This window comes from Cedecea sp. (assembly GCF_036500665.1).
Lineage (GTDB): Bacteria > Pseudomonadota > Gammaproteobacteria > Enterobacterales > Enterobacteriaceae > Cedecea.
In genome coordinates this window covers 107,126-132,540 of the sequence record NZ_DASYBS010000107.1, presented here as the reverse complement: position 1 = coordinate 132,540, position 25,415 = coordinate 107,126, and the positions used below count along the sequence as shown (strand labels likewise).

Below are 25,415 nucleotides of genomic sequence, written 5' to 3'. Positions count from 1 at the left end.
TAAAGAAGTGTGATCCACTTCACGCATTTCAGATATAAATAACGGATGGGCTTAATAACTTGCTTCACATAACGTTTTTTAGGCTAATTTCCGTTTACTGTTTCACATATGAATTGCGTGGTTCTATATATGAAACATAACGTGCAGAATAAGCAATAAGAAATAGGTTCGATATATAAAACAAAAAGCGTTCTATATATAAAACGAATAACCCGAATGGAAATAAATATGCGCATCCCAGAGAATTTAAAAGAGAGTAAAGCCCCCGCAGCCGTCAGACTGGTGGCTATTCTTGATTTTATTGCGGAAAAAGGCAGCGCCAGTTTTAGCGAAATCAGTACTCAGCTGGCCATACCCAAAAGTAGCACTCATCATTTGCTGGAGGTGTTATGTGCCACGCAAATGCTTCGCCTCCGCGTTGATGGGCGTTACGCGCTCGGGTTACACCTCTTTGAGCTGGGCGGGCTGGCGGCGAGCGGGCTGGATATTCGCCTGGAGGCCATTCCGTACCTGCACGAGCTGGTTGAGCTGACGGGGCTAACCTGCCACCAGGGCATTATGGAGGGCGATGAGGCCTTTTTCCTCAGTAAAATTCAGTCTCCGCAGGCGATCATATTAACCTCCTGGGAAGGTAAACGTATTCGTCTGCACAGCACGTCGTTGGGTAAAATTTTGCTGGCATGGCGTCAGACAGAGCAGGTTGAGCAGATTCTGGCGAAGGCCACCTTCGTGAAGAAAACGGAGACCACCATCACCGACAAACAGCGTTTCATTGAGCATCTTGCCCTGGTGAAGCAGCAGGGCTGGGCCTACGATGACGGTGAGAACATCAATGAAATCCGCTGTATTTCCGCGCCGGTATTTGACACAAAAGGCGACGTGCTTTGTGCCATTGGCCTGACGGGAATGGTTTCTCAATTTACCAATGGGAAAAAGGAAGAGTATTTAAGTCATTTATTGGCAACCACTGAAAAAATATCCAATGCAGTGAATTTTGGTCTCAAGTCCCGGCCAATGAATAAGCAGTAAATTATTTTAATCAGGCAGTCAATTATCCGTGAAGTATTGCGGAGGGGTGCTTCTGGCATTTGGCAATGAATTGATGTGTTTCTTTTACATTTTATTGAGGATGTAAGTATGCAAATCAAGAAAGCATTAGACAGAATTCCCGGCGGGTTAATGCTGGTTCCGCTATTTTTAGGTGCACTATGTAATACCTTCGCCCCCGCAACCGGTAAATATTTAGGGTCGTTTACTAACGGACTCATTACCGGGACGGTACCGATACTCGCCGTCTGGTTCTTTTGCATGGGGGCATCAATTGAGCTAAAAGCCACGGGCACCATGCTGAGAAAGTCCGGCGTGCTTGTCGTGACCAAGATAGCCACGGCATGGCTGATTGCCATGACCGTCGGGGCGTTTCTGCCGCTGACCGGTATTCAGTTCGGGATTTTTGCCGGTATATCTACTCTGGCGCTGGTTGCGGCGATGGACATGACGAACGGTGGGCTGTATGCCGCGCTCATGAACCAGTATGGTTCTAAAGAAGAGGCCGGCGCGTTTGTACTGATGTCTCTGGAGTCCGGGCCGTTAATGACCATGGTTGTGCTGGGTACGGCGGGTATTGCCTCCTTTGAGCCCCAGCTTTTCGTTGGTGCGGTATTGCCGTTCCTTGTGGGCTTTGCGTTAGGTAATCTTGATCCTGATCTGCGAAAAATGTTCGGCGGCGCCGTCCAAACCCTGATCCCATTCTTCGCTTTCGCGCTGGGGAATACCATCAAGCTGCAGGTGATTATTGAAACGGGCTTTGCCGGGGTATTCCTGGGGCTTGCGGTGATTGTGATCACCGGCATCCCGCTGATTCTTGCTGATAAATTCCTCGGTGGTGGTGACGGTACCGCGGGCGTAGCGGCATCCAGTACCGCAGGCGCAGCGGTTGCCACTCCGGTCTTAATTGCGCAAATGGTGCCAGAGTTTGCGCCGGCGGCACCGGCAGCAACCGCATTGGTGGCAACCAGCGTTATCGTGACCTCAGTGACGGTGCCGATTATTACCGCACTGTGGGCGAAGCAGGTTAAAAAAGGAAAGACCGAGCCGGATGTTATTATGACTAAACAACCGGCACCTTAATTACGCATCCCAAATATATTTAATTTTCTTTAAATAAAGTTTCCCCGCTATGGCATGAATTAAGCCAGGGACACACTCGCATGCAAGTTGAAAAAATTAATGGAGTAATTAATGGACATCAGACAAAGTATTCACAGTGACCACGCTAAAACCCTTGATACAGCCGGGATCAGAAAAGAATTTTTGGTGGAGAAAATATTCGAGACCGATAAGTACACAATGATTTACAGCCATATCGATCGCATCGTTATTGGCGGCATTATGCCGGTTAATACAACCGTCGCTATCGGAGAGGAAGTCGGGAAACAGTTTGGCGTTAGCTATTTTCTGGAACGCCGGGAACTGGGGCTGATTAATATTGGCGGAGCGGCGGTTGTTACCGTCGATGGAACCGACTACCGTGTTGAAAAAGAAGAGGCGCTGTATATCGGTAAGGGTGCGAAAAACGTTGAGTTCAAAAGTGCAGACAGCGCTAAGCCTGCAAAACTCTACTATAACAGCGCACCCGCCCATCATGCTTATCCTACCCGCGCCATTACCAGCGATGACACCGTGGCGGTACCGTTGGGCAGTCTGGAAAGCTGCAACAAACGCACTATTCGTAAATACCTGGTACCGGACGTGCTCGAAACCTGCCAGCTCAGTATGGGCATGACAAGGCTGGAAGAGGGCAGCAACTGGAATTCAATGCCGACCCATACCCACGAACGCCGTATGGAAGTTTATTTCTACTTCGATATGGATGACGACACCATCGTGTTTCACATGATGGGTAAGCCTCAGGAAACACGCCACGTAGTGATGCATAACGAGCAGGCGGTTATTTCCCCGAGCTGGTCGATTCATTCCGGCGTGGGCACCAAACGCTACACCTTTATCTGGGGCATGATCGGCGAGAACTTAACCTTCGACGATATGGATCATATCGCCATGAAAGACATCCGCTAGGCCACAATCGCAAGCAAGGAGAACACAATGGTTTTAGAACAGTTTGCTTTAACAGGGAAAATTGCGTTGGTGACCGGCTGCAATACCGGGCTGGGGCAGGGAATGGCGGTAGGGCTTGCGCAAGCGGGCTGCGATATTATCGGGGTGAACATCACTGAACCGGCAGAAACTCGCCAGCATATTGAACGGCTTGGGCGGCGGTTTTTGAATATTGCAGCTGACCTCAGCCGCTATGAAAATCTTCAGAGCGTGGCCGATGAGGCCGCCGCCGTGTTTGGCCGCATCGACATTCTGGTTAATAACGCCGGGATTATTCGTCGCCAGGATGCCCTTGCGTTTACCGAGCAGGACTGGGACGACGTAATGAACGTAAACCTTAAAACGGTCTTCTTCCTTTCACAGGCGGTAGCGAAGCAGTTTATCAAGCAGGAGAGCGGGGGCAAAATCATTAACATTGCGTCGATGCTTTCCTTCCAGGGCGGGATCCGCGTGCCTTCCTATACGGCGTCCAAAAGCGGCGTGATGGGCATTACCCGACTGATGGCAAACGAATGGGCGAAGCATAAGGTAAACGTGAACGCGATTGCGCCGGGGTATATGTCCACTAACAACACCGAGCAGCTAAGGGCGGATGCGGAACGCAGCAGTGAAATTCTCGAGCGTATTCCGGCAGGGCGCTGGGGGCTACCGTCGGACCTTATGGGGCCAGTGGTGTTTCTGGCTTCTGCGGCATCTGACTACGTTAACGGTTATACCGTCGCCGTAGACGGCGGCTGGCTGGCTCGTTAAATATGCAGCCGCCTGTTAAGCAGGCGGCTTTTTCAACTACCTTTTCTTCCAGCTGACGGCATAGTGATAGCGGGACGCGGAGAGCAAATACTCCGGCGAGACGCTCGGGCTCCATGAATCGTCACCGCCGACGCCCATGTGATAGCCGTCGATATTCAGCCAGCTTCCATCCTCTTCTTTTAATACATGTCGATGGGTCGCCTCACTAAGCTGTTTCTGGCTATAGCGGCCAATATTGAAGTGAAACTCGCCGAGCCACTGATTGCAGCCGTACTCAAGTCGCGAAGTGTCGCAGCGCAACCCGTTCTCACTCGGGGAGACGTAAGGGGTGTACATTTCCTCAAGCGGTAGCGTCCATCGGTCAAACAGGGCGGCGTTTTTGCGGTCGGGATAGTTCTCATGCGGCCCGCGTCCAAACCAGGTAACCTCTGGCTCCAGCTCGGCAAGTTGGCAGCTGAGGCCAATACGCGCAGGTGCGGGTGTCCCGAAGGCAATATCAACATCCACCGTAATATGTAGCTCACCCGCGCCGTCAATTCGGTAGCTTTTACGGCTGATAAACAGCGTTTTGCCGTTAGCCTGCCAGCCGTGCTCGGTACGAATCAGCGCGGCGTTGCTCAATGAATCCACGTCAAAGCTAAGCAGCACCGGCGTCAGGTTGTCCATGCCTGCGGCCTTCCAGCGCTCAACCCAGGCGTTAGGATCGATGTGCGCAGCCTCGCTGATACCAATATCATTATCCAGCGGTGCACGCGTGAAGTTATCCTGCAGCGGGGTAAGGAGCGTAGGGAGCTGATGGTTAAACCACTGGCTAAGCAGGCCTGTGCAACACTCGAAACGCCACTGCTGAGTGCCGTGAAACACGTCGATATGCCTGTCGTCAGTTTGCAGCAAAGGCGCCGTGCCGGAATGGCTGATACACGGCAGTGCTAAATTCGAGGGCAGCGGCCATTGCGCCCGCGCGCTGCTATGGCCGGCTTTGCTCCACGACGTAGCGGCAGGTTGCTGGACGTCAACATTCAGCCAGAGTTGACCGCTCCGGGTTATTTCGGGCAGGTCAAGCTGGATAACTCTGGTTTCCTGCGGGGCCAGGCACAGCGCCTGTTCACCGCAGGCCAGTACTTCGCCTTCGGCTTTTAGCGTCCAGACCAGGCGTTCATTATCGCTCGTGCGAAACAGGTATTCGCTGGCGATCTCCAGGCGATTTTCTGGCAGCAAACGGAACTGGAAGAATTGCTGAGCCTGCTTCGCTTCGAATAAGGCGGGATGCGGCGTGCGGTCGGCGAACACCATGCCGTTCATACAGAACTGACGGTCGTTAGGCGTATCGCCAAAATCACCGCCGTAGGCAGACCAGGGCCGGCCAAATTCATCATGTCGGGTAAGTGACTGATCGACCCAGTCCCAGACAAAGCCGCCCTGCAGGCGCGGGTGCTGGCGGAAAGCGTCCCAATACTTGCCAAAACCGCCAAAACTGTTGCCCATGGCATGGGCGTACTCACACAGAATAAGCGGGCGGCTCTCTTCAGGCAGCCCAATCCATTTCTTAATCGACCACTTTGGTACCTGCGGGAAGGGCTGATCCTGATCGACTCTGGCATACATCGGGCAAATAATGTCAGTTGCCGCCGTGTCCGCACCGCCGCCTTCATACTGCACCGGTCGCCAGGGATCGTTGGATTTGATCCAGCGATAGAGCGCATCGTGGTTGCTACCGTGCCCGGATTCGTTGCCCAGCGACCAGATGATTATCGACGGGTGGTTGCGGTCACGCTGTACCATGCGCGTTATACGCTCTGCCATTGCGGGAAGCCAGCGAGGGTCATCGCTCAGACGGTTCATCGGTACCATACCGTGAGTTTCAATATTGGCTTCATCGACGACGTAAAGACCGTAGAAATCACACAGCCGGTACCACAGCGGATGGTTTGGATAGTGGGAGCAACGCACGGCATTAAAGTTGTTCTGTTTCATCAGCAGAATGTCGCGGCGCATCGTCTCTTCATCCATCACCTGGCCATGTACAGGATGATGTTCGTGACGGTTAGTTCCGCGCAACAGAAGCGCTTTGCCGTTGAGCTTCAGCAGGCCGCCGGTAATCTCTATTTTACGAAAACCGACGTCATACGCTTCGGCTTCAACAACTTTATCACTCTGCTTCAGCACAACAACGGCGCGGTAGAGGTCAGGGACTTCAGCACTCCAGAGAAGTGGGTGCTCAACCGGCAGGCGCAGGGAGGTGCGATCGTGATACGAACCACGTTCATCAATCACCCGGCTGCCGACAGGCTGCTGGCATTCGGCAACCAGCTCTTCCTTGCGCCAGAGCTGGACCGAAATTTCACAAGCGTTAACGTCGTGGCCTTCCAGTATCACCAGTGCCTGCAACTCTGCCCGACGACAATCTTCGTTTAATTGCGTGACCAGCTGAACATCGGCGATGCGGATCTGCGGCTTATGCAGCAGAGAAACATCGCGGAAAATTCCGCTCATGCGCCACATATCCTGATCCTCCAGGTACGTACCGTCGCTCCAGCGCAGAACCATGACTGCGATGCGGTTGCTGCCTGGTTTCAGCGCTGCGCTGAGGTCGAATTCTGAGGGCAGGCGGCTGTCCTGGGTGTAGCCTATCCAGATGCCGTTACACCACAGATGAAAGGCCGAATTTACTCCGTCAAAAACAATGCGCGTTTGCCCCTGGCTCAGCCACGCTTTTTCAACTTCAAATGTGAGCGAATAACATCCTGTCGGGTTTTCTGCAGGAACAGAGGGCGGATTAACCGGGATCGGATAGGTAATGTTGGTATAGACAGGCGCATCGTAACCCAGCATTTGCCAGTTTGAGGGGACGGGAATAGCGTCTGCTCCGGGGAGATCCTGCGTTAACCAGCCCTCCGGTACGGCTTCCGGGCGGCTGAAGTAGCTGAATGTCCAGTCGCCGTTAAGGCTTTGCAGCGACGGCGAGCGTTTATCATCCCGGGCATCTTTCGGCGCACGCCAGCTGGCAAACGGTGGATGAGCCGCCAGCGAATTTAGCTGAGTCACGGAAGGGGATTCCCAGTCACGCCGGGCAAGTATCGAGTGGAGCGAAGTGTGGGCCATAGGATTATGTCAGCAATAAATGTTATTCGCTCACAATTTAAGGCTAATTGCAGCCGAGTAAAGCATTCACACTGTTTTAGGTGATGTGCTTCACAAAGAATGAGGGACATTATTTAAGGCGAGCGACCTGGCGTGCGAGCAAGGAAAGTGCATCGGCCAGCTGGGTGGCTGAGGGGGAGCGAGCGCTCCCCGGTGCGGCGGTTGTTTTGCGTTCCACCAGACTCACCGGGTGCAGCACCGTTAACCTGCCGCCGGTCTGGATAAGCGAGATGACACCGTTCACGCTTGCCTCGCCGAATGAACGGAAATCCTGGCGAATGGTGGTCAGGGGAGGAATAAAACAGGCGCTGTCCTCGGTATCGTCGAAGCCCATCACGGAAATGTCCTGGGGCACGGTTAACCCGACGTCATTAATTGCGCGCAGCGCACCCAGCGCCATTTGATCGTTGGCCACGAGGATTGCCGTAGGGAATGGCTCATTGCGTAACAGCAGGCTAACCTGCTGATACCCGGAAAGTGAACTCCAGTCGCCGCGCATTATGGCAAAAGGAGCAAGCTGCCGCTGTGCCAGATAGCGCAGCCAGCCTTCAAGCCGCAGCCGGGCAGAGACAGAATTTTCCGGCCCGGCCAGCAGCGCAATGCTCTGGTGGCCAAGCGTAACCAGATGCTCAACGCCAAGGTATGCGCCTGACGCTGCATCGGTCACGATATGGTTAGCCGTTACGTCCGGTGAAACATCCAGGAACAGGGCAGGAACAGGGCCGCATGCCGTCAGCACCGTTTGCGCATCGGCAGTTTCCAGCGGAATATTCACAATAAGCCCGTCAACGCGTTGGGCAAGCAGACTGTTGATTGCGGCCCTGGCCGCTTCAGCACCGGGTTGTTCAACCATCGAAATCATGACGTTGAACTGCCTCTCCCCGGCTTTAGATTTTATCGCCGCGGCAATCTGCGACGGTGCATGAAGCGAAAGGGTGGTCGTGGCAAGGCCAATCGTATGGCTGAGCTTGCCTGCCAGCTGCTGTGCAACACGGTTCGGCACATAATTCAGCGACTTCATGGCCGCTTCCACTTTTAGCCGCGTTCTTTCCGAGACGTGTGAAGCCTGATTGATCACGCGTGAGACCGTCTGGTACGAAACACCGGCTGAGTCGGCAACATCGTACAGCGTCACAGATTTCGCTTTCATTGCAGGCTTCCTTCTCGCGGATGCTGATAGGGCGGCTATTCTACACTTAACGCCTTATCGGGGAGAAGCTTATGTACAAACTGTATGGTGTGTCGAGTTTTGGCTCGGCAATAACTGAATTGATGCTTACGCTGGTCGATGAGCCGTACAAATTTATCGACGTTGACGGATTTGATACGCCGGGGCCAATGCGCGATCGGCTGTTAGAGATTAATCCGCTGGCACAGGTGCCCACCCTGGTGCTGGAAGACGGTGAGGTGATGACCGAAAGTGCGGCTATTGCGCTTTGGATCCTCGACCGACATCCGCAGTTTGTCCCTGAGATTGGGACGCCTGAACGTCAGCAGTTTTACCGCCTGCTGATTTGGATCGTCGCGAACGTTTATCCCACGTTCACCTATGGCGATCGCGGCGATCGCTGGTCGCCGGAAGACGCCACGACGCTGACAGAAAACCTTTACCGCTACCGGGAATCGCTTTGGCTATGGTTCGAAACACAGCTGGACGCCGGGCCGTATATCTTTGGTGAGCAGCTCACGTTGCTGGATTTATATCTTCCTGCGATGACCCGTTGGCGCCCGCGGCAGGCGTGGTTTGACCAACATACACCGAAGATTGCCGCCATTGCTAACCGGGTACGGGCGCTGCCGCAGTTGAGTAAAGTGCTGGGCAAAAACGGTATGCTGTAAAGCACGAACGATCATCTGCCCGCCGGGTGACGCATTTATAGTGAGGCCATTCATTCGCAGCATGGAATCGGCAAAATGGCAGTAGATCTGGACCGTTACTTTACACGTATCAACTATAAAGGGCCGCGCACCGCAACACGTGAAACCTTGCGCGCGCTGCATTTCGCGCACACCTGCGCTATTCCGTTTGAAAATCTTGATGTTCTGCTTGGCAGAACCATTCATATCGACGACGGCAGCGTATTTGAAAAACTGGTTGTAGCCGGGCGCGGTGGCTGGTGCTTTGAGCAAAACAGCCTGTTTCGTAACGTGCTGGCCGAACTGGGTTTTGAGGTGACGAATTTATCTGGCCGCGTCCTGTTGTCTAACCCTCCCGAGATGCCGGCCCGCACGCACCGCCTGACGAAAGTTACGCTAGCGGGAGAGGACTGGATAGCCGACGTTGGCTTTGGGGGGAAAACGCTGCCGGTGCCGGTACGGCTGGTTGCAGGTGAGCTGCAGCAGACCACGCATGGGGTTTATAGCCTGGACAAAATAGAACATGACTGGCTGCTCAAATTCCACGATAGCGATAAAGTCATTAACCTTTATCGTTTTAATTTAGAGCCTCAGTACTTCTCTGATTACGAAGTCGGGAACCACTACGTTTCGACGTGGCCTGAATCCCATTTCCGTTATTGTCTGGCGCTGAGCCTTTACCATGCGGACGGCTCTAAAAACACGCTGTCAAGCGTAGGGGAAAATGCTCCCGTGTTTACCCGTGCGCAAGAGGTTTATGACCTTCTGCAGAAAAACTTCAATTTGCGCTTCGACCATCCAAATCACGGTATTCATCTCGATGACTTCTCCGGGATGCTTGAGCGCATTGGCGTAATAAAACCTGCCTGACAGCCGTCACCACTGAACGTCGCTGCTCGTGCCAGCGAGCGACGGCGATCTACCTCACTCGTGAATTATTCGCCCTGAATACCTGATGACATCGACATCAGCCTCGTCTCATCATCAATGTGTCACTCTGCCGGCGGTCGTCCACAGCCGTTGAGAAACCAGGCAGGACGATCGGGAATGTTCACATCACCAGAAGAGTAAACCTAAAGATATCAAGCAGATTCCATACGTTATTGTCTCCACTCTTAATTGCAGGATGTAACAAATGGTTTTATTTTTTTTCTTAATGTAATCACTTAGTTAGGAGAAATTATGCTTGTCCATAAGGGATTTATGCTATCGGCATTGATGCTGTGTTTACCCTTCGCGCCAGTCGCCGGATACGGCACCGTTGACAGAAGCGCACTCCAACCCACCGCAGAATCACCTGTTAAAGAAAGTGTTGGGCCTACCGTCTCTGTTCAGGATGATAAAGCCCGTTTTGGGGTGCGTGCCGATCGGGGATACCTTGTTTCCAACGGCAATCTGACGGTGGGATCCACGCTGATTTTTAATGTGATTGATAAGACGACGAATACTGTTCAGGAAACGATCAAAGTCCCTATTACCTCTGATAACGCGGGCGAGTATTCATGGCCTCACGCACTCGCGACAGCCATTAATGCCGGTTCCGTTTATGCACGCGCCGGGGAATGGAAAAATAATAAGTATGTGCCCGCCTGGAGCAGCTATTTGAATACCGTCTGGCTCCCTTCCGACCTGTCTCTTTCATTTACTTACTATATTGATAACCCGAAAAAGATTCAGCATAGCCAGATTCTAAAACAGCTGACGGATGCGACGGTCAATAATCCTCTACCGGCGGCAATTCCGGCCTGGTTAAGTCAGGAGAAAGCGGGGGCTTTTGTGGATTTGGTTTATCCCGATAATAGATATCCGATTTCTGATACCACCGTTACGGGCGAGCACCTTAACCGCATGCTCTCTTTGGCCTCATATGCCTATCAACATCGCGCTGAATGTCAGAAAAATAATGACTGCGCGCTGATTGAAAAGGCGCAGGCTGCTTCGGTTCGGGCCATGCAATTTTTCATCGAAAAAAAATACCGCTTCAGCAACTGGTGGCACTCGTCGATAGGTAATCCACGGTATGTCACCCGTACCGCATTGTTGGCACTCCCCGAAATCACGCCCAACCAGATGGTCCAGATTTTGCTTCCATACATGAAAGTAGCGAATGTTGCGAACGGGGTAAATAACTGGGGCGCCAATTTAATGGATTATGCCGCCATTCAGCAAATGTGGAGTGCGCTGGCGCTAAATGGCGGCATCGCCTCCGCCTCGGACATGACGCTTTATGAGAACACCCTGCGCGAGAGTATGAAAACGGCCTCGGATTTGGTGATTATTCAGGATGGAAAAGACGCCGACAGCTGTGAAGGGATCCGCGTTGATATGTCTTTTACCTCCCATTGTGGTACGGCAGATGGCCAAACGATTTCACAGCTGTATACCGCCGGATATGGTCAAGTATTTATGAGCAGCCTGCTTGCGCTTCAGGGGGGCGTACTGGGTACCGAGTATGTGCTGTCCCCTGAAAAAATCGAACTGCTTGAACAGTGGCTGATTGAGGGAACTGGCTGGTCCGGCTATGCCGGAATGACCGATTTCCACGTCATGGGACGCAGCCATAGCAGGCAAACTTCGGGATTTGGCGGCCAGGTAAACAGTTTCACCGCGCAGTTCCTGAAAATGAATCCAAATGGCCCCAGAGCTGATACTTTACGGGAGCTGCAGTACCGCGGCAAAACAGGGGATGAATCGCGCAACGACTATTATCTGGGGAACCGATATTACTGGACGACCGACAATATGTTCCATTTCGGCCCCGCATTCTCATCCTCACTACGAATGGTATCGAAAAGGACGACAACCTCTGAAACGGGCAATGGCGAAGGTTTACTAAGCTATTTTCTGGGGGCGGGGAGTCAGCTCATCACGCGAACCGGCAAAGAATACTGGGATATTCAACCGGTATGGAACTGGAAACGACTGCCGGGGACGACTGCCGAGCAGGACGCGCTGAAGCTACCGCTGAACGAGTGGGGAAATACCGCCTACGGCAGTCATCGCTTTGTCGGGGGCGTCAGCGATGGGATATCGGGCCTGGCGGCAATGGAACTTACCCGACTCAATGTTAAAGAAGCGCGCAAAAGCTACTTTCATTTTGGCGATGCCCTACTGAATATGGGGTCGAATATCGATATGACTCAGGCGAAAGCGGAGGTGGTCACCAGCGTGGAACAATCGTTGCGTCGGGGTGCGGTGTTCTACAAATTCAGAGGGGATAATGCCGTTCATTCGCTGGAGTCAGGGCAGGCCGTTGATTCTGCCATGATCGAATGGGTGCAGCATAACGGCATTGAGTATGTCTTTCCTGCCGTCGAGACCCGGACCGTGACGCTGCAATCGAAAATTCAGACTGGAAGCTGGCGGGTGATTAACCAGGGCGGATCGGCCTCAGAGATAAGCAAGGAGGTCTTTAGTTTGTGGATTACCCACAGCAAAGGTTCTCGTGGCGGTTATCAATATTACGTTCAACCGGCATCCTCTTTTGATGGCCTGGCAACAGATTACGGGGCTAAAGACAGAGCCGATAATTTGCTGACCCACAGCGATAATGATCTGCACACGGTCTACGATCGGCAAAGCAAGGTGGGTATGGCGGCGGTGTATGCGGTAAACCCCCAGTGGATTTCCCTTACTCCTGAACTGCAATTTATGCCTGACGTACCGGTATTAGTGATGGCTAAAGCGTCAGATACGCCGGGAGAGATTGAACTCACCCTCAGTGAACCGACACAAAATGCCCTGCTTAAGTACGCGGTGTTAAAGATAAAAGGCCAGTTCACCTGCGTTAAAAACTGTACCAGCGAGCCTTCAGCCGATGGTGGCGCTACCTCGGTCAGCATCGCACTTCCAGGCGGTATGGAAGCCGGTAAAAGTGTGTCATTTACCCTGAACTGATGATCTCGTTGACTGCGCCCTGGCACCAGCGCGCAGTCTGCACCCCGGCATCCCACGCGGCAGATACAGATGATATGTAAAGGACAATAACAGCATTTGCAAGGGACAGGCTATCGTCTGTTTATCGTGTTTTTCGTGTTTTTCAATTTTCTCAAGGATATCGACTCAATGACTAAACATGATCTAAGTCATATTTCATCACGGTATTTATATCTAAGAGGGGAACACTTTCCTACATAAATAACACTAAAGCTATACCCCTCTCTTTTTCCCAGAAAAAATCAGCGGTATTCATGATAATAATTGTAGCCATCATCAGTCTGTGCCTCTGTGGGACATGTATCTCATCGTTCATGTTTGGCACCTGCTCATCCCGTACGCCAATGCCCTCAGTAAATAACAGTGAAATTCTTTGTTGCCGGAGTCGCAGGGAAAAGGTCATGAGCCCATGTGTAAATATATTTATCCTTGCGGGGTGTAAATATGTTTTCTCGTTATAACCATCTCTTATTGTTCCCCCTCCTGTCTGCACTAATTAGCTGTGATAATACTCCCGGGGTTTTATTTTCGGGTTATGCGCAAGGGGAGTTTATCTATCTTTCTCATGAGGCCACTGAAAAAATTGATGCGATTCTGGTCAAAAAAGATCAGTCGGTCAGAAAAGGGCAAGCATTAGTCCGGATGGAATCGTTTAATACAGAAAATGCGGTTCGGATAGAAGAGAAAAACTATCGCGCAGAGGCTGCCTCGCTGAAGGATTTAACATCAGGTGAGCGCCGTGAAGAGCTGGACGTAATACGATCCCAGCTGACGCGAGCCCGGATTGCTGCAGAGCTTGCTAAACGGCAACTGCCGTCAATATGGATCCACGCCACGTCCCCGCAGCCTTGCTAAATTATGATTCCGGGTATTTATAGCGCAGCAGAAAACACCCATTACTTTGCTCTGCAGCCCGTTGCGGCAGCGGCGGAGGCGGAAAGGGCTTTTATCCGCGGCGAAGTGGTATTTATCGTGACTATACCAGCCGGCTTTACGCAAAAAATCCTGCGTCAAGAGAAGCCGCAGCTGTTGATTCAAAGCGATGCAATTGATCCACCGATCGGAAGCAATGCACTGAATGCGATAACCCATGCTTCAAAAACGTTATTCGAGCACGACTTGCCTGAAGCGCTGCGGGGAGAAGAGAAAGGGGAGGCATTTGAGCTTGTCATTCATCGAATGTTTAACCCGGAGGGGATCACACAGTACAGTACGATCCCAGGAATAATGGGGTCGATTCTGGGCACCACAATGATTCTGATGACTGCACTACCCATTACCCGAGAGCGGGAAAGCGGCGCTTTTGAAACTTTATTGGCGTCACCGGTCAATGGCCTGGAAGTGTGTATGGGGAAAATTGCGCCCTACGTACTGATTGGCCTGGTACAGTCGGTGGTGATATTATTCTGCGCTGTCTATTTGTTTTCCGTCCCTCTGCTGGGTAATCTTTTTTTACTCCTGACGATGTTGCTTATCTATATTTTTCTCTGTCTGTCAATTGGTATCACAATCTCCAGTATCGCAAAAACTCAACTTCAGGCGTTGCAGATGTCCTCTTTGTATTTTATTCCCTCACTGCTGCTTTCCATCAGCATGCCTGCCTGGGCACAGTTTGTGGGAGCTTGTTTGCCGTTGACCTGGTTTATTCGGTTAATAAAGGGTGTAATGTTAAAGGGATATACCAGCATGGATTTATTAGCAGATGTCCTCCCACTCCTGATAATGACGGTGGTGGTGGTATTTATTGGTCTGCGCACTTATGGCAAAACCATAGAGTAGAACAGTTGTCTGTTTGCAGCGTGAGCTACCAGTCAGTGATGACACTGCCTGTTATTTTCAGGTGGTTCGCGTTAGTGCTTATATAATTATTGGAGGTCTGTATGGATGTGCCACGTGTAGCAAATGTTAATCCACCGATGAAATCTACCACGGAAGAGCTGGAGTATGATTATGATAAACAGGTACTCAGTAAATTACCTGCTGACCTTCAAAATTCAATCCGAAAACTTCCTGCTGAATCACAAAAAATAATGCTAAATTTTTTTGCTTATTATGATTCGGTTAAAAGAAAAATAACATCAGAGCAATTAAGTAGTGTTATTAAATTTATTACTGCAGGCGGTGAGCACGGGGGTAATATTAACTCGGCGTCGGAAGGGAATATTAACATCAAGCTGAAAAAGAATCGGGACACACAAAAAGAAATTGGATTTCCTGGACATTTTAATAACAAATCAAGTCTGTTGAGCTCGAAGGAATGGACAGAAGGGCTGAAAACCCTGTGGCAAAAGTTAAAGTCAATTGCAAATCATGAGGTTGTAGTCAATACAGTTAATTACTTAGAACTGGATGTTGCCAGCCAGAGTATGAGTATTCTTCCAGATTCAAACGGTGGTCACCGGCGGCCACGTGTAACAGCGCGCCCTGTCCAGGCCAGGTCAAGGTCGACGAGTCAATCTTCAGGCTCATTGTTGGTGCCTAATAATGAAAAACCGCATTCGGTCAAACAGAATAGCCCGCTAAAAGATTCCGTCGTCACTAAGGACCGTACGCCCGTGTTACAGGGGACGGACAAGATCCAAGTGACGGAGACAAATGATATCAATGCAGGATTTAACGCCCAGGGTCAAGAGACAGCGTCATTCAGGCTCTCAGAGCTTCATGTGAACACTGCCTTTTTAGGGCCTAATGGAGAGAAGGTTTACGCAAAGAAAACCCCCCAAAGCAATACCTACGATCTCGTTTACCAGAGAGAAAATAGCGAGGGTAAAACCGAGCTAATTCCTTTTGGTAGTGCAGTAGAGAAAAATGGCATCTGGCAACGCATTGGGCTGAAGGGCGGAGGTAAACCAGATCGTGCCGATCCGCAGGAGGAAAAATCCCCCCAGCCCTCAACGTCAAAAAGAACCAACGAATCTGAAGAAAATACTCCAACCAAAAAACAAAAAACAGAAACAGAAAAATCGGTTGATTTTTATACGGTTAATGACGCATACAGCGGGACATCTTCAGACCCAGGCGAATTCACAAAAAGGTCTCAAAAAATAATAGATGAGCGCTGGCCTGTTTTACTTGAAAATTCAAATAGAATTATGCACGCTAAAGAAATTCACCGCTGGCATGCTAATGATATTGGAACGTCTAATAAAGTCGATGATTCAATGAAGTCAATTCTTGGTAAATATAATGGGATTGCATTCGGTGAAAATCATACAGCAACCAGCGGATATGATCATGAGGTTCATCGGGCCGCTGCGTTTATGCAAGAAAAAATGAAATTTTTCTCAGAAAATGGTGTGAAGACGCTTTATTTGGAGAATATCCCTAAGCTGCAACAGTTGGAGAGCGCGATCAGAAATAAAGACATTGTATTCATTCGTAACGCTTTCGCCCAGAATAATGACGTCGACAGAGCAAATGTCATCATTAGTGCGCTAGAAAATAATATTGATGTGGTGCTTGTTGACACCCCGGTAAGTTTGAACTTAGATTTCAACACAGGTTTCAGCAGAGTACAAAAAGAAATAGTAAACAACACACCAAATGCCAGGGAGAATCGGTTGAGAACCTATAATTACCTGGTGACCAAAGAAATGGAAATGCGCCCTAATGGAAAATGGATTAGCTTGTCAGGAAATAAACACACATCAGCACAAAATAATATCCCTGGCATTTCAGAGTTAAATAAAGGGTTTCCGATCTCGCTTAAATATAACAGCGCTGTTTTCAAAATTAACGCTGGCAGAGATGATGCTGGCCGGGTGATTATTAATACTTAGCCTGATTAAATAACCCATAGTCAAACGGCTACTTTTAGGATGGCATGCCGTTAGCAAGGTCAGATCGAATGCAAAGGAGATGGCTGCTAAGATCGTGAAATGTAAACCGGCAATGGTTATCGTGAGCCACGGATGATGTTGGCCGAACGCGGTATTGATGTAGGCCACGTCACCCTTAACGCCTGGCTCAGCGTTTCGCATCGTAAATGAAAAAAATGTCTGCGCGCGGGTACTGACGTTAGTCCCGAGGTTCTGTTCGTTTGTGGTGTTGACGTTTCTGATATAAACCACACCGGCGGGCGTAACGGTTACAACAGATTTCGCCGGCGAGGAAGTCGATTAACCGCTGGTCTTTGAAGGATTCTCAAGCCGTTGGCAAGGGTTTGTGGCGGGACAATATGAGGAATATTCAAAAATTGACATTACTTTGAAAATTTCCTTTATCAATTTGAGCTTTTTTCTTTTAGCATAGCGGCGGTTCTAATCAGCGTGGCACAGCGGCTAACAACGTTATGAAAAACATCTTTCTGGCAATCGTACTTTCTCTTATGGTCATTGGCGCTTTTGCTCACGACCCGCAGCCTGGCTCCGGGGTCGACGCTATTGCGGCCGTTCAGGGCAGGTGACAGGTTTGTCACCCGCCTGATGGTTTTTAACCGGCCCAGCGGGATGCGCGAATAATACTGCAGAAGTTCAGCGGCTCGAACGCTGGCTCCTTATCCTTGATGACATCAGCTTTCACATTTCCGAATGTGGTAGCTGGTTTGTTTTTAATACCATCATAAAACGCCTGAATAATCTCTTCTTTAAACGCCGCCGGGCGAGGGTGCAGCTTCACAACCTGTTCACGCTGTTCGTCGGTGAATTTCTCATAATCTATGCCCAGCACATCCATTTCGACGCCCGCCGTCACCAGCGCAATTTCCGCTGCCATAAATTCAGGTATGCCCGGCGTGGTATGCAGGGCAATGGCCGTCCACACTTTGTCGATATCTTCCTGTTTTACCCCGTACTGGCGTAAAAAGTCCTGTGCGGCAAATGCGCCGTCAACTTCAAAGCGCTTATCGCAGCTGCAGTGCTCGTGAGTCAGCCCCATGTCGTGGAACATGCAGCCGATATAAAGCAGCTCGTGGTCAACCTTTAACTCACGACGCTGCCCGGCAAGCGCAGCCCAGTAGTAAACGCGACTAGAGTGATGAAACAGCAAATTTGACTCGGTGTCGCGCACCAGCTGCGTGGCATCACGCATCATTTGGCTGTCTGGAATCGTAATACCGTTAATATTTAAGCCCATCGTCTTTCTCCTCATGTTGGTGTTGAGGTAGCATAGGCCGCCGTCGAAATGTCTTAAATGATCGCTTAGTGACGATTATGGACTTATGGCGCGATTAGCGACGTGGAGAGAAGAATGGCACATCAAATCCTGATTCTGGCGGTACCCGGCGCGCAGCTACTCGACGTTTCCGGGCCGCTGGACGTGTTTGCCGAGGCGAACCGCGTACTGCATCGTGCGGTCTATCTGCCGAAAATAATTGGTCTGGATGATCCCGTGATCGTGGCATCTTCGGGTGTAAAGTTGCTGGCAGATGGCCTGCTTGAGGCTGCAGTTGCCTTGCGGGAGACGACGTTTTTAGTCGCCGGAGCGCCGGATGCAGGGGAAAGAACGCTGAGCAATAAACAGCGTGCGCAAATTACCGGGCTTTGTGAGCAGAGCCGCCGTTTTGGTTCAGTCTGCACCGGTGCGCTTTTGCTGGCGCAAACAGGTTTGTTAAGCGGCAAGAAAGTGACTACCCACTGGTCTGCTTCCGCGCTTTTAGCGGCCCGTTATCCGGACACCGACGTGACCGCTGATGCGCTATACGTAATGGACGGTGCGCTGCGTACGGCCGCAGGCGTGACCTCAGGGTTAGATCTTGCCCTGCGTCTGGTGGAGGAGGACCTGGGACGAGAGGTGGCGCAGGACGTTGCGGCAAATCTGGTGATGTTTTTTAAGCGTCCCGTCAATCAGAACCATTTTATCCGCGAGCAAAAAACGTCGCTCAGCGGGCGAAGCGCGCTTCAGGATCTTCAGCGTTGGACGATAGCCCATCTTACAGAAGTGGCAACGGTGCAGCAGATGGCGGCACATATTCATCTCAGCGTGAGGCATTTAACCCGACTGTTTCATCAGGAGCTTCAGCTAACGCCGGGTGAGTGGCTGGAGGCCGAAAAGGTAGCGAAGGCGAGACAGTTGCTGGAATCCGGCGAGCTGCCGGTGAAAGCGATACCCGCCGCCAGCGGTTTCTCAGGCATAGATACATTGCGACGGGCCTTCGTGCGCCGAATGGGCATGACGCCCGCCGCGTACAGGAAACTATGCTAGACGCTAAACGTTCGGGAACGTAATGCTGTTGCCCGGCGCTTCGCGGTGCAGGTGGATAAAGTTCAGGTGGCGTTCGTACTGATCGAGAATGTCGATGATCACCTGTTCTTTGCTGTAGTCCATCAGGTCGTTGCCCTGACTGCCCTCAAGCAGGAAGGTTTCCAGCCGGTAATAGGTCGATTTACCGCTACGGGCGCGGTAGGTAAAGCCCGGCACCGAGTATTTCTGCGGCCAAATCTGGTAGACAAAGTTCTGTTCGTCGCCCATATGTACCCGCAGCTCAAGGTGCCCCAGCTTTTCGTCCGGCTGCGGGGGTTCAACAGAAAGCTCAACGTTGGCCCCACGAAGTTCCAGTTCGTGTGAAACCTCTTCCATCGCCGGGTAGCAGACGGTGTCCATCATCCTTTGGGTATAGCGCGTGCCGGGGTAATTCATCAGGCGCGATAGCCGTTTTTTCCAGCCCAGGCGGTCCTGCGCGCTCATCATATACGGCGCGGTGTCGCGGCTGGCGCTGACGCGACGGTAATCTTCTATTTTCAGTGATTTATACAGCCCGGCCATCACGAAAAAGATAACAAAGCTGAACGGCAGCCCCATAATCACCGTCATGTTCTGCAGCGCGGAAATGCCGTTGGTCATCAGCATCCCCATGGTCAGCAGGCCGATGGCAATGGACCAGAATATACGCAGCCAATTTGGGGCGTCGCTGTTGATGTCCTTCAGCTTTGAGGTAAAGTTCCCCAGTACCAGCGCGCCGGAGTCTGCCGAGGTGACATAAAACAGCAGGCCGGTGATCGTGGCGACAGAGGCACTAAAGGTAAAGCCTGGATACTGCGCCAGCAGACTGTAGAAGCCCCGCTCGGGATGCGCCATCGCTTCCTGAGCAAAGGTGCCGTCCCCATGGATGATTTCGTACAGCGCGCTATTGCCGAACACTGAAAGCCACAGCAGCGTAAAGGTGAAGGGAATAATCAGCGTCCCCAGCACAAACTCACGAATGGTACGCCCACGGGAAATACGCGCCAGGAACAGGCCGACAAAAGGCGACCACGCCACCCACCAGGCCCAGAAGAACAGGGTCCAGTTGTTCATCCATTCCACCGGGCGGTCAAAAGCAAAGCTGTTAAGCGTCATGCCCATAAAGCGGTTGATGTAATCCCCGACGTTCAGCACCAGCGCATTAAGCAGGAACTCGGTATTCCCCATAAACAGCACAAACAGGATCAGCCCAAGGGCCAGCGCCACGTTCAGTTCAGAAAGAATTCGAATCCCTTTATCGACGCCGGACGTCACAGAAATGGTGGCGATAATCACCGACAGCACGATCAACGCCGCTTTAGCCCCCATGCTATCCGGGATATCAAACAGCACATTCAGCCCGTAGTTAAGCTGCACAACGCCGATCCCAAGCGTGGTGGCGATGCCGAAAATCGTACCGATCACCGCCGCGATATCGACCGTATGGCCAATCGGGCCATTAATCTTCTTGCCGAAGATAGGATACAGCGCCGAACGAATCGTCAGCGGCAGGTTATAGCGATAGCTGAAGTAGCCCAGCGCGATGCCCATCAGGGCATACATCGACCAGCCGGTCAGCCCGTAGTGGAACAGCGTCCAGACCATCGCCTGGCGCGCCGCCTCCATAGTCTGTCCTGCGCCTTCCGGCGGCTGCATGTACTGCGTCACCGGTTCGGCAACGGAGAAGAACATCAGGTCGATGCCTATCCCGGCGGCAAACAGCATCGCGGCCCAGCTCAGTACGCTAAATTCGGGCTTTGACTGTTCCGGCCCGAGCTTGATGGAGCCGAAACGGGAGCAGGCGATAAACACCACAAACACGATATAGAGCGTGGCGGCGAGCAGGTAATACCAGCCGAAACGGGAGGAAACCCAGTTCAGGGTATGACCGATCAGGTTGGCTGACAGGTCGCTATAAAAAATGGTCATCAGGGAAAATAACAAAATCAGCCCGGCGGAGGTGTAAAAGACCACCGGGTTGATTTTGTCTTTTTCGCTGGTAGCAAGCGCAGTAACGGGCTTCGTCATCGATTACCTCTGATTAAGTAACGGTGACTACTCATATGAGCAGTTAAGTTTTTCTTCTGAATGCGGGTGAGATGTTTTTTTAACAAATCCATAATCAAAGTTGGGTTTCTGTAAATTAAAAAACAACATTTTATTTAAATACAACAAATTACATCCTCTTTGTTTGTGTTTGAGATACGAGGGATTCGCTATTTCCTTGCCTTTACGTAACAATTAATACACATTTTATATTGAACGTTCAATCAATAAAAGATTAAATAGATAACAATAACTGATGAATGGAGCGAGGCCATGCCCAAAAAAGGTATGCAGCCGATACGGCGGCGACAGCTGATTGACGCCACCTTAAGCGCAATAAATGAAGTAGGGATGCATGACGCGACGGTGGCGCAAATCGCCCGCCGGGCCGGGGTATCAACCGGCATCATCAGCCACTACTTCCAGGACAAGAACGGCTTGCTGGAGGCCACCATGCGGGATGTTACGACCCAGCTCCGCGATGCGGTCGTCGGCAGACTCAAGGCTTTGCCCTGCGCATCCGCAGAGCGGCGGCTGTGCGCCATCGTTGACGGAAACTTTGACGAGACGCAGACCCACAGCGCGGCGATGAAAGCCTGGCTGGCATTTTGGGCCAGCAGCATGCACCAGCCGATGCTCTACCGTCTGCAGCAGGTGAGTAGCCGCCGACTGCTGTCGACGTTAACCGCCGAATTCCGGCGCGAGCTGCCAAAGCAGGAAGCAAGGCTGGCGGGCTACGGCCTGGCCGCGCTGATAGACGGCCTGTGGCTGCGTGCGGCATTAAGCGGTAAACCGTTCGACCGCAAAGCGGCGAGCGTGCTGACAACGCAATTTATCAACCAGCATCTTGCTGTGGTGAAAAAGTAATTTAGCGAGGAGAAAACATGTCCCGATTTGGTGAACAACAGCTTTATATCGATGGGAGTTACGTTACCGCATTAAGCGGTAAAACTTTCGAGACCATCAACCCGGCTAACGGTGAAGTGTTGGCGGTCGTTCAGGCCGCAGGCCAGGAAGACGTCGAGCGTGCCGTTGCAGCCGCGAAGAAAGGGCAAAAAGCGTGGGCGGCAAAAACACCGGTTGAGCGCTCGCGTATTCTGCGCCGCGCCGTGGATATCCTGCGTGAACGCAATGATGAGCTGGCCGAACTGGAAACCCTTGATACCGGCAAAGCCTTCAGCGAAACCTCCAGCGTGGACATCGTGACCGGTGCAGACGTGCTGGAGTATTACGCCGGATTGACGACCACTCTTGAGGGGCAACAGATCCCGCTGCGCGAGAGCTCATTCGTTTACACCCGCCGTGAGCCTTTGGGCGTTGTGGCAGGCATCGGCGCCTGGAATTACCCGATTCAGATTGCTTTATGGAAGTCTGCACCCGCGCTGGCTGCAGGTAATGCGATGATCTTCAAACCGAGTGAAGTGACGCCGCTGACTGCACTCAAGCTGGCGGAAATTTTCACCGAGGCAGGTCTGCCGAATGGTGTGTTTAACGTACTGCCGGGACTTGGGGCTGAAACTGGTCAACTGCTGACCGAGCATCCAGGGATCGCCAAAGTCTCCTTTACCGGCGGCGTAGCCAGCGGCAAGAAGGTCATGGCTAATGCGGCAGGCTCCACGTTGAAGCAGGTCACGATGGAGCTTGGCGGAAAATCCCCGCTGGTTATCTTCGATGATGCCGACCTCAACCTGGCGGCCGACATTGCGATGATGGCCAACTTCTACAGTTCCGGCCAGGTGTGCACCAACGGCACACGCGTGTTTATTCCTGCCGCGCTGAAGGCCGAATTTGAGCAGAAGGTTGTTGAGCGTGTCGGCCGTATTCGCGCCGGCGACGTGATGGATCCACAAACCAATTTTGGCCCGCTGGTTAGCTTCCCGCACCGTGAAAACGTCCTGCGCTACATCGAATCCGGGCGTGAAGAGGGTGCTACGCTGCTGTGTGGCGGCGACAAACTGCGCGGTGAGCAGTTTGATAGCGGAGCATGGGTTGCGCCGACCGTGTTCACCGACTGCCGCGATGAGATGCAAATCGTACGCGAAGAGATCTTCGGGCCGGTGATGTCCATCCTCAGCTATGACTCTGAGGAGGACGTTATTCGCCGCGCCAACGCCACGGATTACGGCCTGGCGGCAGGTGTTGTGACGAACGATCTCACCCGTGCGCACCGCGTTATTCATCAGCTTGAAGCCGGGATTTGCTGGATCAATACCTGGGGCGAGTCCGCGGCAGAAATGCCGGTCGGCGGCTACAAGCATTCGGGCATTGGCCGTGAAAATGGCCTGATGACCCTGCAAAGCTACACGCAAGTTAAGTCAATCCAACTGGAGATGGGCACCTATCAGTCAATCTTTTAACCCCACCTGAGGAGGATGAATGGAATTTGATTACATCATTATTGGAGCGGGATCCGCAGGTAATGTATTAGCTGCACGTTTAACGGAAGATCCAAAGACTACCGTCCTGCTGCTTGAGGCAGGCGGCCCGGATTACCGCTTTGATTTTCGCACTCAAATGCCCGCGGCGCTGGCGTTTCCGCTACAGGGCAAGCGCTACAACTGGGCGTATGAAACCGATCCGGAGCCGTTTATGAATCACCGCCGCATGGAGTGCGGACGCGGCAAAGGACTGGGCGGCTCGTCCCTGATTAACGGCATGTGCTACATCCGCGGCAACGCGATGGATCTCGACAACTGGGCGTCGATGCCAGGGCTGGAGAACTGGAGCTATCTGGACTGCCTGCCGTACTACCGCAAAGCGGAAACCCGCGATATCGGCCCGAACGATTATCACGGCGGCGAAGGCCCTGTGTCCGTCACCACGCCTAAGCAGGGCAATAATCCGCTGTTTCACGCGATGATTGAGGCGGGCGTCGAGGCGGGCTATCCGCGTACCGACGATCTCAACGGTTACCAGCAGGAAGGCTTTGGGCCGATGGACCGCACCGTGACGCCAAAAGGCCGCCGCGCCAGTACCGCCCGTGGCTATCTCGATGAGGCAAAGCAGCGAGAAAACCTGACCATCGTGACGCACGCAACCACCGATCGCATTATCTTCGATAATTTGCACGCCGTTGGCGTGGAATACCTGGTGAACGACAGCACGGTGCATTCCGTGGCGAAAGCACGCAAAGAAGTTCTGCTGAGCGCAGGCGCGATTGCTTCGCCGCAGATCCTGCAGCGTTCCGGGGTAGGTGACGCCGCATTCCTGGCAAGCCTGGAAATTCCTGTTGTTCATGACCTGCCGGGTGTAGGCGAGAACCTTCAGGATCACCTGGAAATGTACCTGCAGTACGAATGCAAAGAGCCGGTATCGCTATACCCGGCGCTGCAATGGTACAACCAGCCCAAAATCGGTGCGGAGTGGTTGTTCAACGGCACCGGCGTAGGGGCAAGTAACCAGTTTGAAGCGGGCGGGTTTATCCGCAGCCGCGAAGAGTTCAGCTGGCCGAACATTCAGTACCACTTCCTGCCGGTGGCGATTAACTACAACGGCTCGAACGCGGTGAAAGAGCACGGCTTCCAGTGCCACGTGGGTTCTATGCGTTCGCCGAGCCGTGGCCGCGTGAAGCTTGCCTCACGGGACCCGCATGAGCATCCAAGCATTCTGTTCAACTATATGTCTCACGAACAGGACTGGCAGGAGTTCCGCGACGCCATCCGCATTACGCGCGAAATCATGCAGCAGCCTGCGCTGGATAAATATCGTGGGCGCGAAATCAGCCCGGGCGTTGACTGCCAGACGGACGAGCAGCTGGATGAGTTTGTGCGTAACCATGCAGAAACCGCTTTCCACCCGTGCGGCAGCTGTAAAATGGGGCACGACGAAATGGCCGTGGTAGATGAACAAGGGCGAGTTCACGGCCTGCAGGGGCTACGTGTGGTAGATGCTTCTATCATGCCGCAAATCATTACCGGCAACCTGAACGCCACCACCATTATGATTGGCGAAAAAATTGCCGATGCCATTCGCGGTAACGCCCCATTACCGCGCAGTAGCGCACGCTACTATAGAGCGGAACAGGCGCCGGTGAGAAAAGAGCCGGTCCGCAAAATTCAGTAACCATTAAAGGCCAGTAAAACTGGCCTTTCTTTTGCCCGGCGCTTGCCCGATCCCCTTGTGAAGCAGTAAAACTACTGCTCAACAACAAAAAGGAGAATCACCGTGCCGCATATCGAAATCAAATGTTTTCCACGTGACCTTACCGAAGAGCAAAAGCAGGCCGTTGCCAGCGAAATGTGTGACGTGCTGAAAAAGCACTTCGGCTCGAAGGACGAGTCGCTGTCCGTGGCGCTGAAGATGATTGAACAGTCGCGCTGGAAAGAAGAAGTCTGGGACACGCAGATCGCGCCCGAGATGGACGCGCTGCTTAAGAAGCCGGGCTACAGTCTGTAAGTGAGATAAAAGGT

General features: G+C 52.2%; 19 protein-coding genes. 15 read left to right on the top strand and 4 right to left on the bottom strand.

The genetic code is table 11. The features are described 5' to 3' along the window. The first annotated feature begins 228 nt into the window (after window positions 1-228). From VGM55_RS18705 to kduD, 4 genes are all read left to right on the top strand, one after another. On the top strand, window positions 229-1,029 hold the full coding sequence (locus VGM55_RS18705; protein ID WP_154189239.1) for an IclR family transcriptional regulator: 801 nt from the start codon (window positions 229-231) through the stop codon (window positions 1,027-1,029). A gap of 108 nt (window positions 1,030-1,137) precedes the next feature. Continuing rightward, window positions 1,138-2,130, top strand: a complete 993-nt coding sequence (gene kdgT / locus VGM55_RS18700) for a 2-keto-3-deoxygluconate transporter (RefSeq protein WP_331636291.1) — start codon at window positions 1,138-1,140, stop codon at window positions 2,128-2,130. A 111-nt stretch (window positions 2,131-2,241) separates the two neighbouring features. After that, window positions 2,242-3,078, top strand: coding sequence for a 5-dehydro-4-deoxy-D-glucuronate isomerase (kduI, locus tag VGM55_RS18695; RefSeq protein WP_154189237.1), 837 nt, complete (start codon window positions 2,242-2,244; stop codon window positions 3,076-3,078). Window positions 3,079-3,105: 27 nt separating this feature from the next. Then, complete coding sequence (kduD, locus tag VGM55_RS18690) at window positions 3,106-3,867, top strand: 2-dehydro-3-deoxy-D-gluconate 5-dehydrogenase KduD (protein ID WP_154189236.1); 762 nt, start codon at window positions 3,106-3,108, stop codon at window positions 3,865-3,867. A gap of 36 nt (window positions 3,868-3,903) precedes the next feature. On the opposite strand, the gene VGM55_RS18685 is transcribed toward kduD, so the two are convergent. Together VGM55_RS18685 and VGM55_RS18680 are read right to left on the bottom strand one after the other, a co-directional pair. Then, window positions 3,904-6,969: a beta-galactosidase gene (locus tag VGM55_RS18685; protein WP_331636290.1), complete on the bottom strand. Its 3,066-nt coding sequence runs from the start codon at window positions 6,967-6,969 to the stop codon at window positions 3,904-3,906. 109 nt (window positions 6,970-7,078) lie between these two features. Beyond that, window positions 7,079-8,158, bottom strand: a complete 1,080-nt coding sequence (locus VGM55_RS18680) for a LacI family DNA-binding transcriptional regulator (RefSeq protein ID WP_331636289.1) — start codon at window positions 8,156-8,158, stop codon at window positions 7,079-7,081. Between the two features lie 71 nt (window positions 8,159-8,229). On the opposite strand from VGM55_RS18680, the gene VGM55_RS18675 reads away from it, so the two are divergent. The 6 genes from VGM55_RS18675 to VGM55_RS18650 all read left to right on the top strand — a co-directional run bounded on the left by VGM55_RS18675 (window position 8,230) and on the right by VGM55_RS18650 (window position 16,580). After that, window positions 8,230-8,847: a glutathione S-transferase family protein gene (locus tag VGM55_RS18675; protein ID WP_154189233.1), complete on the top strand. Its 618-nt coding sequence runs from the start codon at window positions 8,230-8,232 to the stop codon at window positions 8,845-8,847. 75 nt (window positions 8,848-8,922) lie between these two features. Continuing rightward, window positions 8,923-9,735 carry an arylamine N-acetyltransferase family protein gene (locus VGM55_RS18670; RefSeq protein WP_154189232.1) on the top strand — a complete coding sequence of 271 codons (813 nt, stop codon included), beginning with the start codon at window positions 8,923-8,925 and terminating at the stop codon, window positions 9,733-9,735. A 312-nt stretch (window positions 9,736-10,047) separates the two neighbouring features. Next, window positions 10,048-12,762, top strand: coding sequence for a polysaccharide lyase family 8 super-sandwich domain-containing protein (locus VGM55_RS18665; protein WP_331636288.1), 2,715 nt, complete (start codon window positions 10,048-10,050; stop codon window positions 12,760-12,762). Between the two features lie 483 nt (window positions 12,763-13,245). Further along, the gene (locus VGM55_RS18660; protein ID WP_331636287.1) at window positions 13,246-13,656 is read left to right on the top strand and encodes a hypothetical protein; all 411 of its coding nucleotides are present in this window, start codon (window positions 13,246-13,248) and stop codon (window positions 13,654-13,656) included. A gap of 3 nt (window positions 13,657-13,659) precedes the next feature. Next, entirely contained in the window at window positions 13,660-14,580 is a 921-nt protein-coding gene (locus tag VGM55_RS18655; protein WP_331636286.1) for an ABC transporter permease, read from the top strand. Between the two features lie 101 nt (window positions 14,581-14,681). Beyond that, on the top strand, window positions 14,682-16,580 hold the full coding sequence (locus tag VGM55_RS18650) for a hypothetical protein (RefSeq protein WP_331636285.1): 1,899 nt from the start codon (window positions 14,682-14,684) through the stop codon (window positions 16,578-16,580). A 652-nt stretch (window positions 16,581-17,232) separates the two neighbouring features. Here the strand turns inward: VGM55_RS18650 and VGM55_RS18645 are convergent. Beyond that, window positions 17,233-17,874 carry an HD domain-containing protein gene (locus VGM55_RS18645; protein WP_154189228.1) on the bottom strand — a complete coding sequence of 214 codons (642 nt, stop codon included), beginning with the start codon at window positions 17,872-17,874 and terminating at the stop codon, window positions 17,233-17,235. Window positions 17,875-17,988: 114 nt separating this feature from the next. On the opposite strand from VGM55_RS18645, the gene VGM55_RS18640 reads away from it, so the two are divergent. Next, entirely contained in the window at window positions 17,989-18,942 is a 954-nt protein-coding gene (locus VGM55_RS18640) for a GlxA family transcriptional regulator (protein WP_154189227.1), read from the top strand. A 3-nt stretch (window positions 18,943-18,945) separates the two neighbouring features. Here the strand turns inward: VGM55_RS18640 and VGM55_RS18635 are convergent, their stop codons facing one another. Further along, on the bottom strand, window positions 18,946-20,988 hold the full coding sequence (locus VGM55_RS18635; protein WP_154189226.1) for a choline transporter: 2,043 nt from the start codon (window positions 20,986-20,988) through the stop codon (window positions 18,946-18,948). Window positions 20,989-21,279: 291 nt separating this feature from the next. Here VGM55_RS18635 and betI point away from each other — a divergent pair, with 291 nt between their 5' ends. The 4 genes from betI (at window position 21,280) to pptA (ending at window position 25,401) form a co-directional block, all read left to right on the top strand. Next, window positions 21,280-21,873 carry a transcriptional regulator BetI gene (gene betI, locus VGM55_RS18630; protein ID WP_331636284.1) on the top strand — a complete coding sequence of 198 codons (594 nt, stop codon included), beginning with the start codon at window positions 21,280-21,282 and terminating at the stop codon, window positions 21,871-21,873. A 17-nt stretch (window positions 21,874-21,890) separates the two neighbouring features. After that, complete coding sequence (gene betB / locus VGM55_RS18625) at window positions 21,891-23,363, top strand: betaine-aldehyde dehydrogenase (RefSeq protein ID WP_154189224.1); 1,473 nt, start codon at window positions 21,891-21,893, stop codon at window positions 23,361-23,363. Window positions 23,364-23,382: 19 nt separating this feature from the next. After that, complete coding sequence (betA, locus tag VGM55_RS18620; RefSeq protein WP_331636283.1) at window positions 23,383-25,068, top strand: choline dehydrogenase; 1,686 nt, start codon at window positions 23,383-23,385, stop codon at window positions 25,066-25,068. Between the two features lie 102 nt (window positions 25,069-25,170). Next, complete coding sequence (gene pptA, locus VGM55_RS18615) at window positions 25,171-25,401, top strand: tautomerase PptA (RefSeq protein ID WP_038472275.1); 231 nt, start codon at window positions 25,171-25,173, stop codon at window positions 25,399-25,401. Window positions 25,402-25,415: the final 14 nt, after the last annotated feature.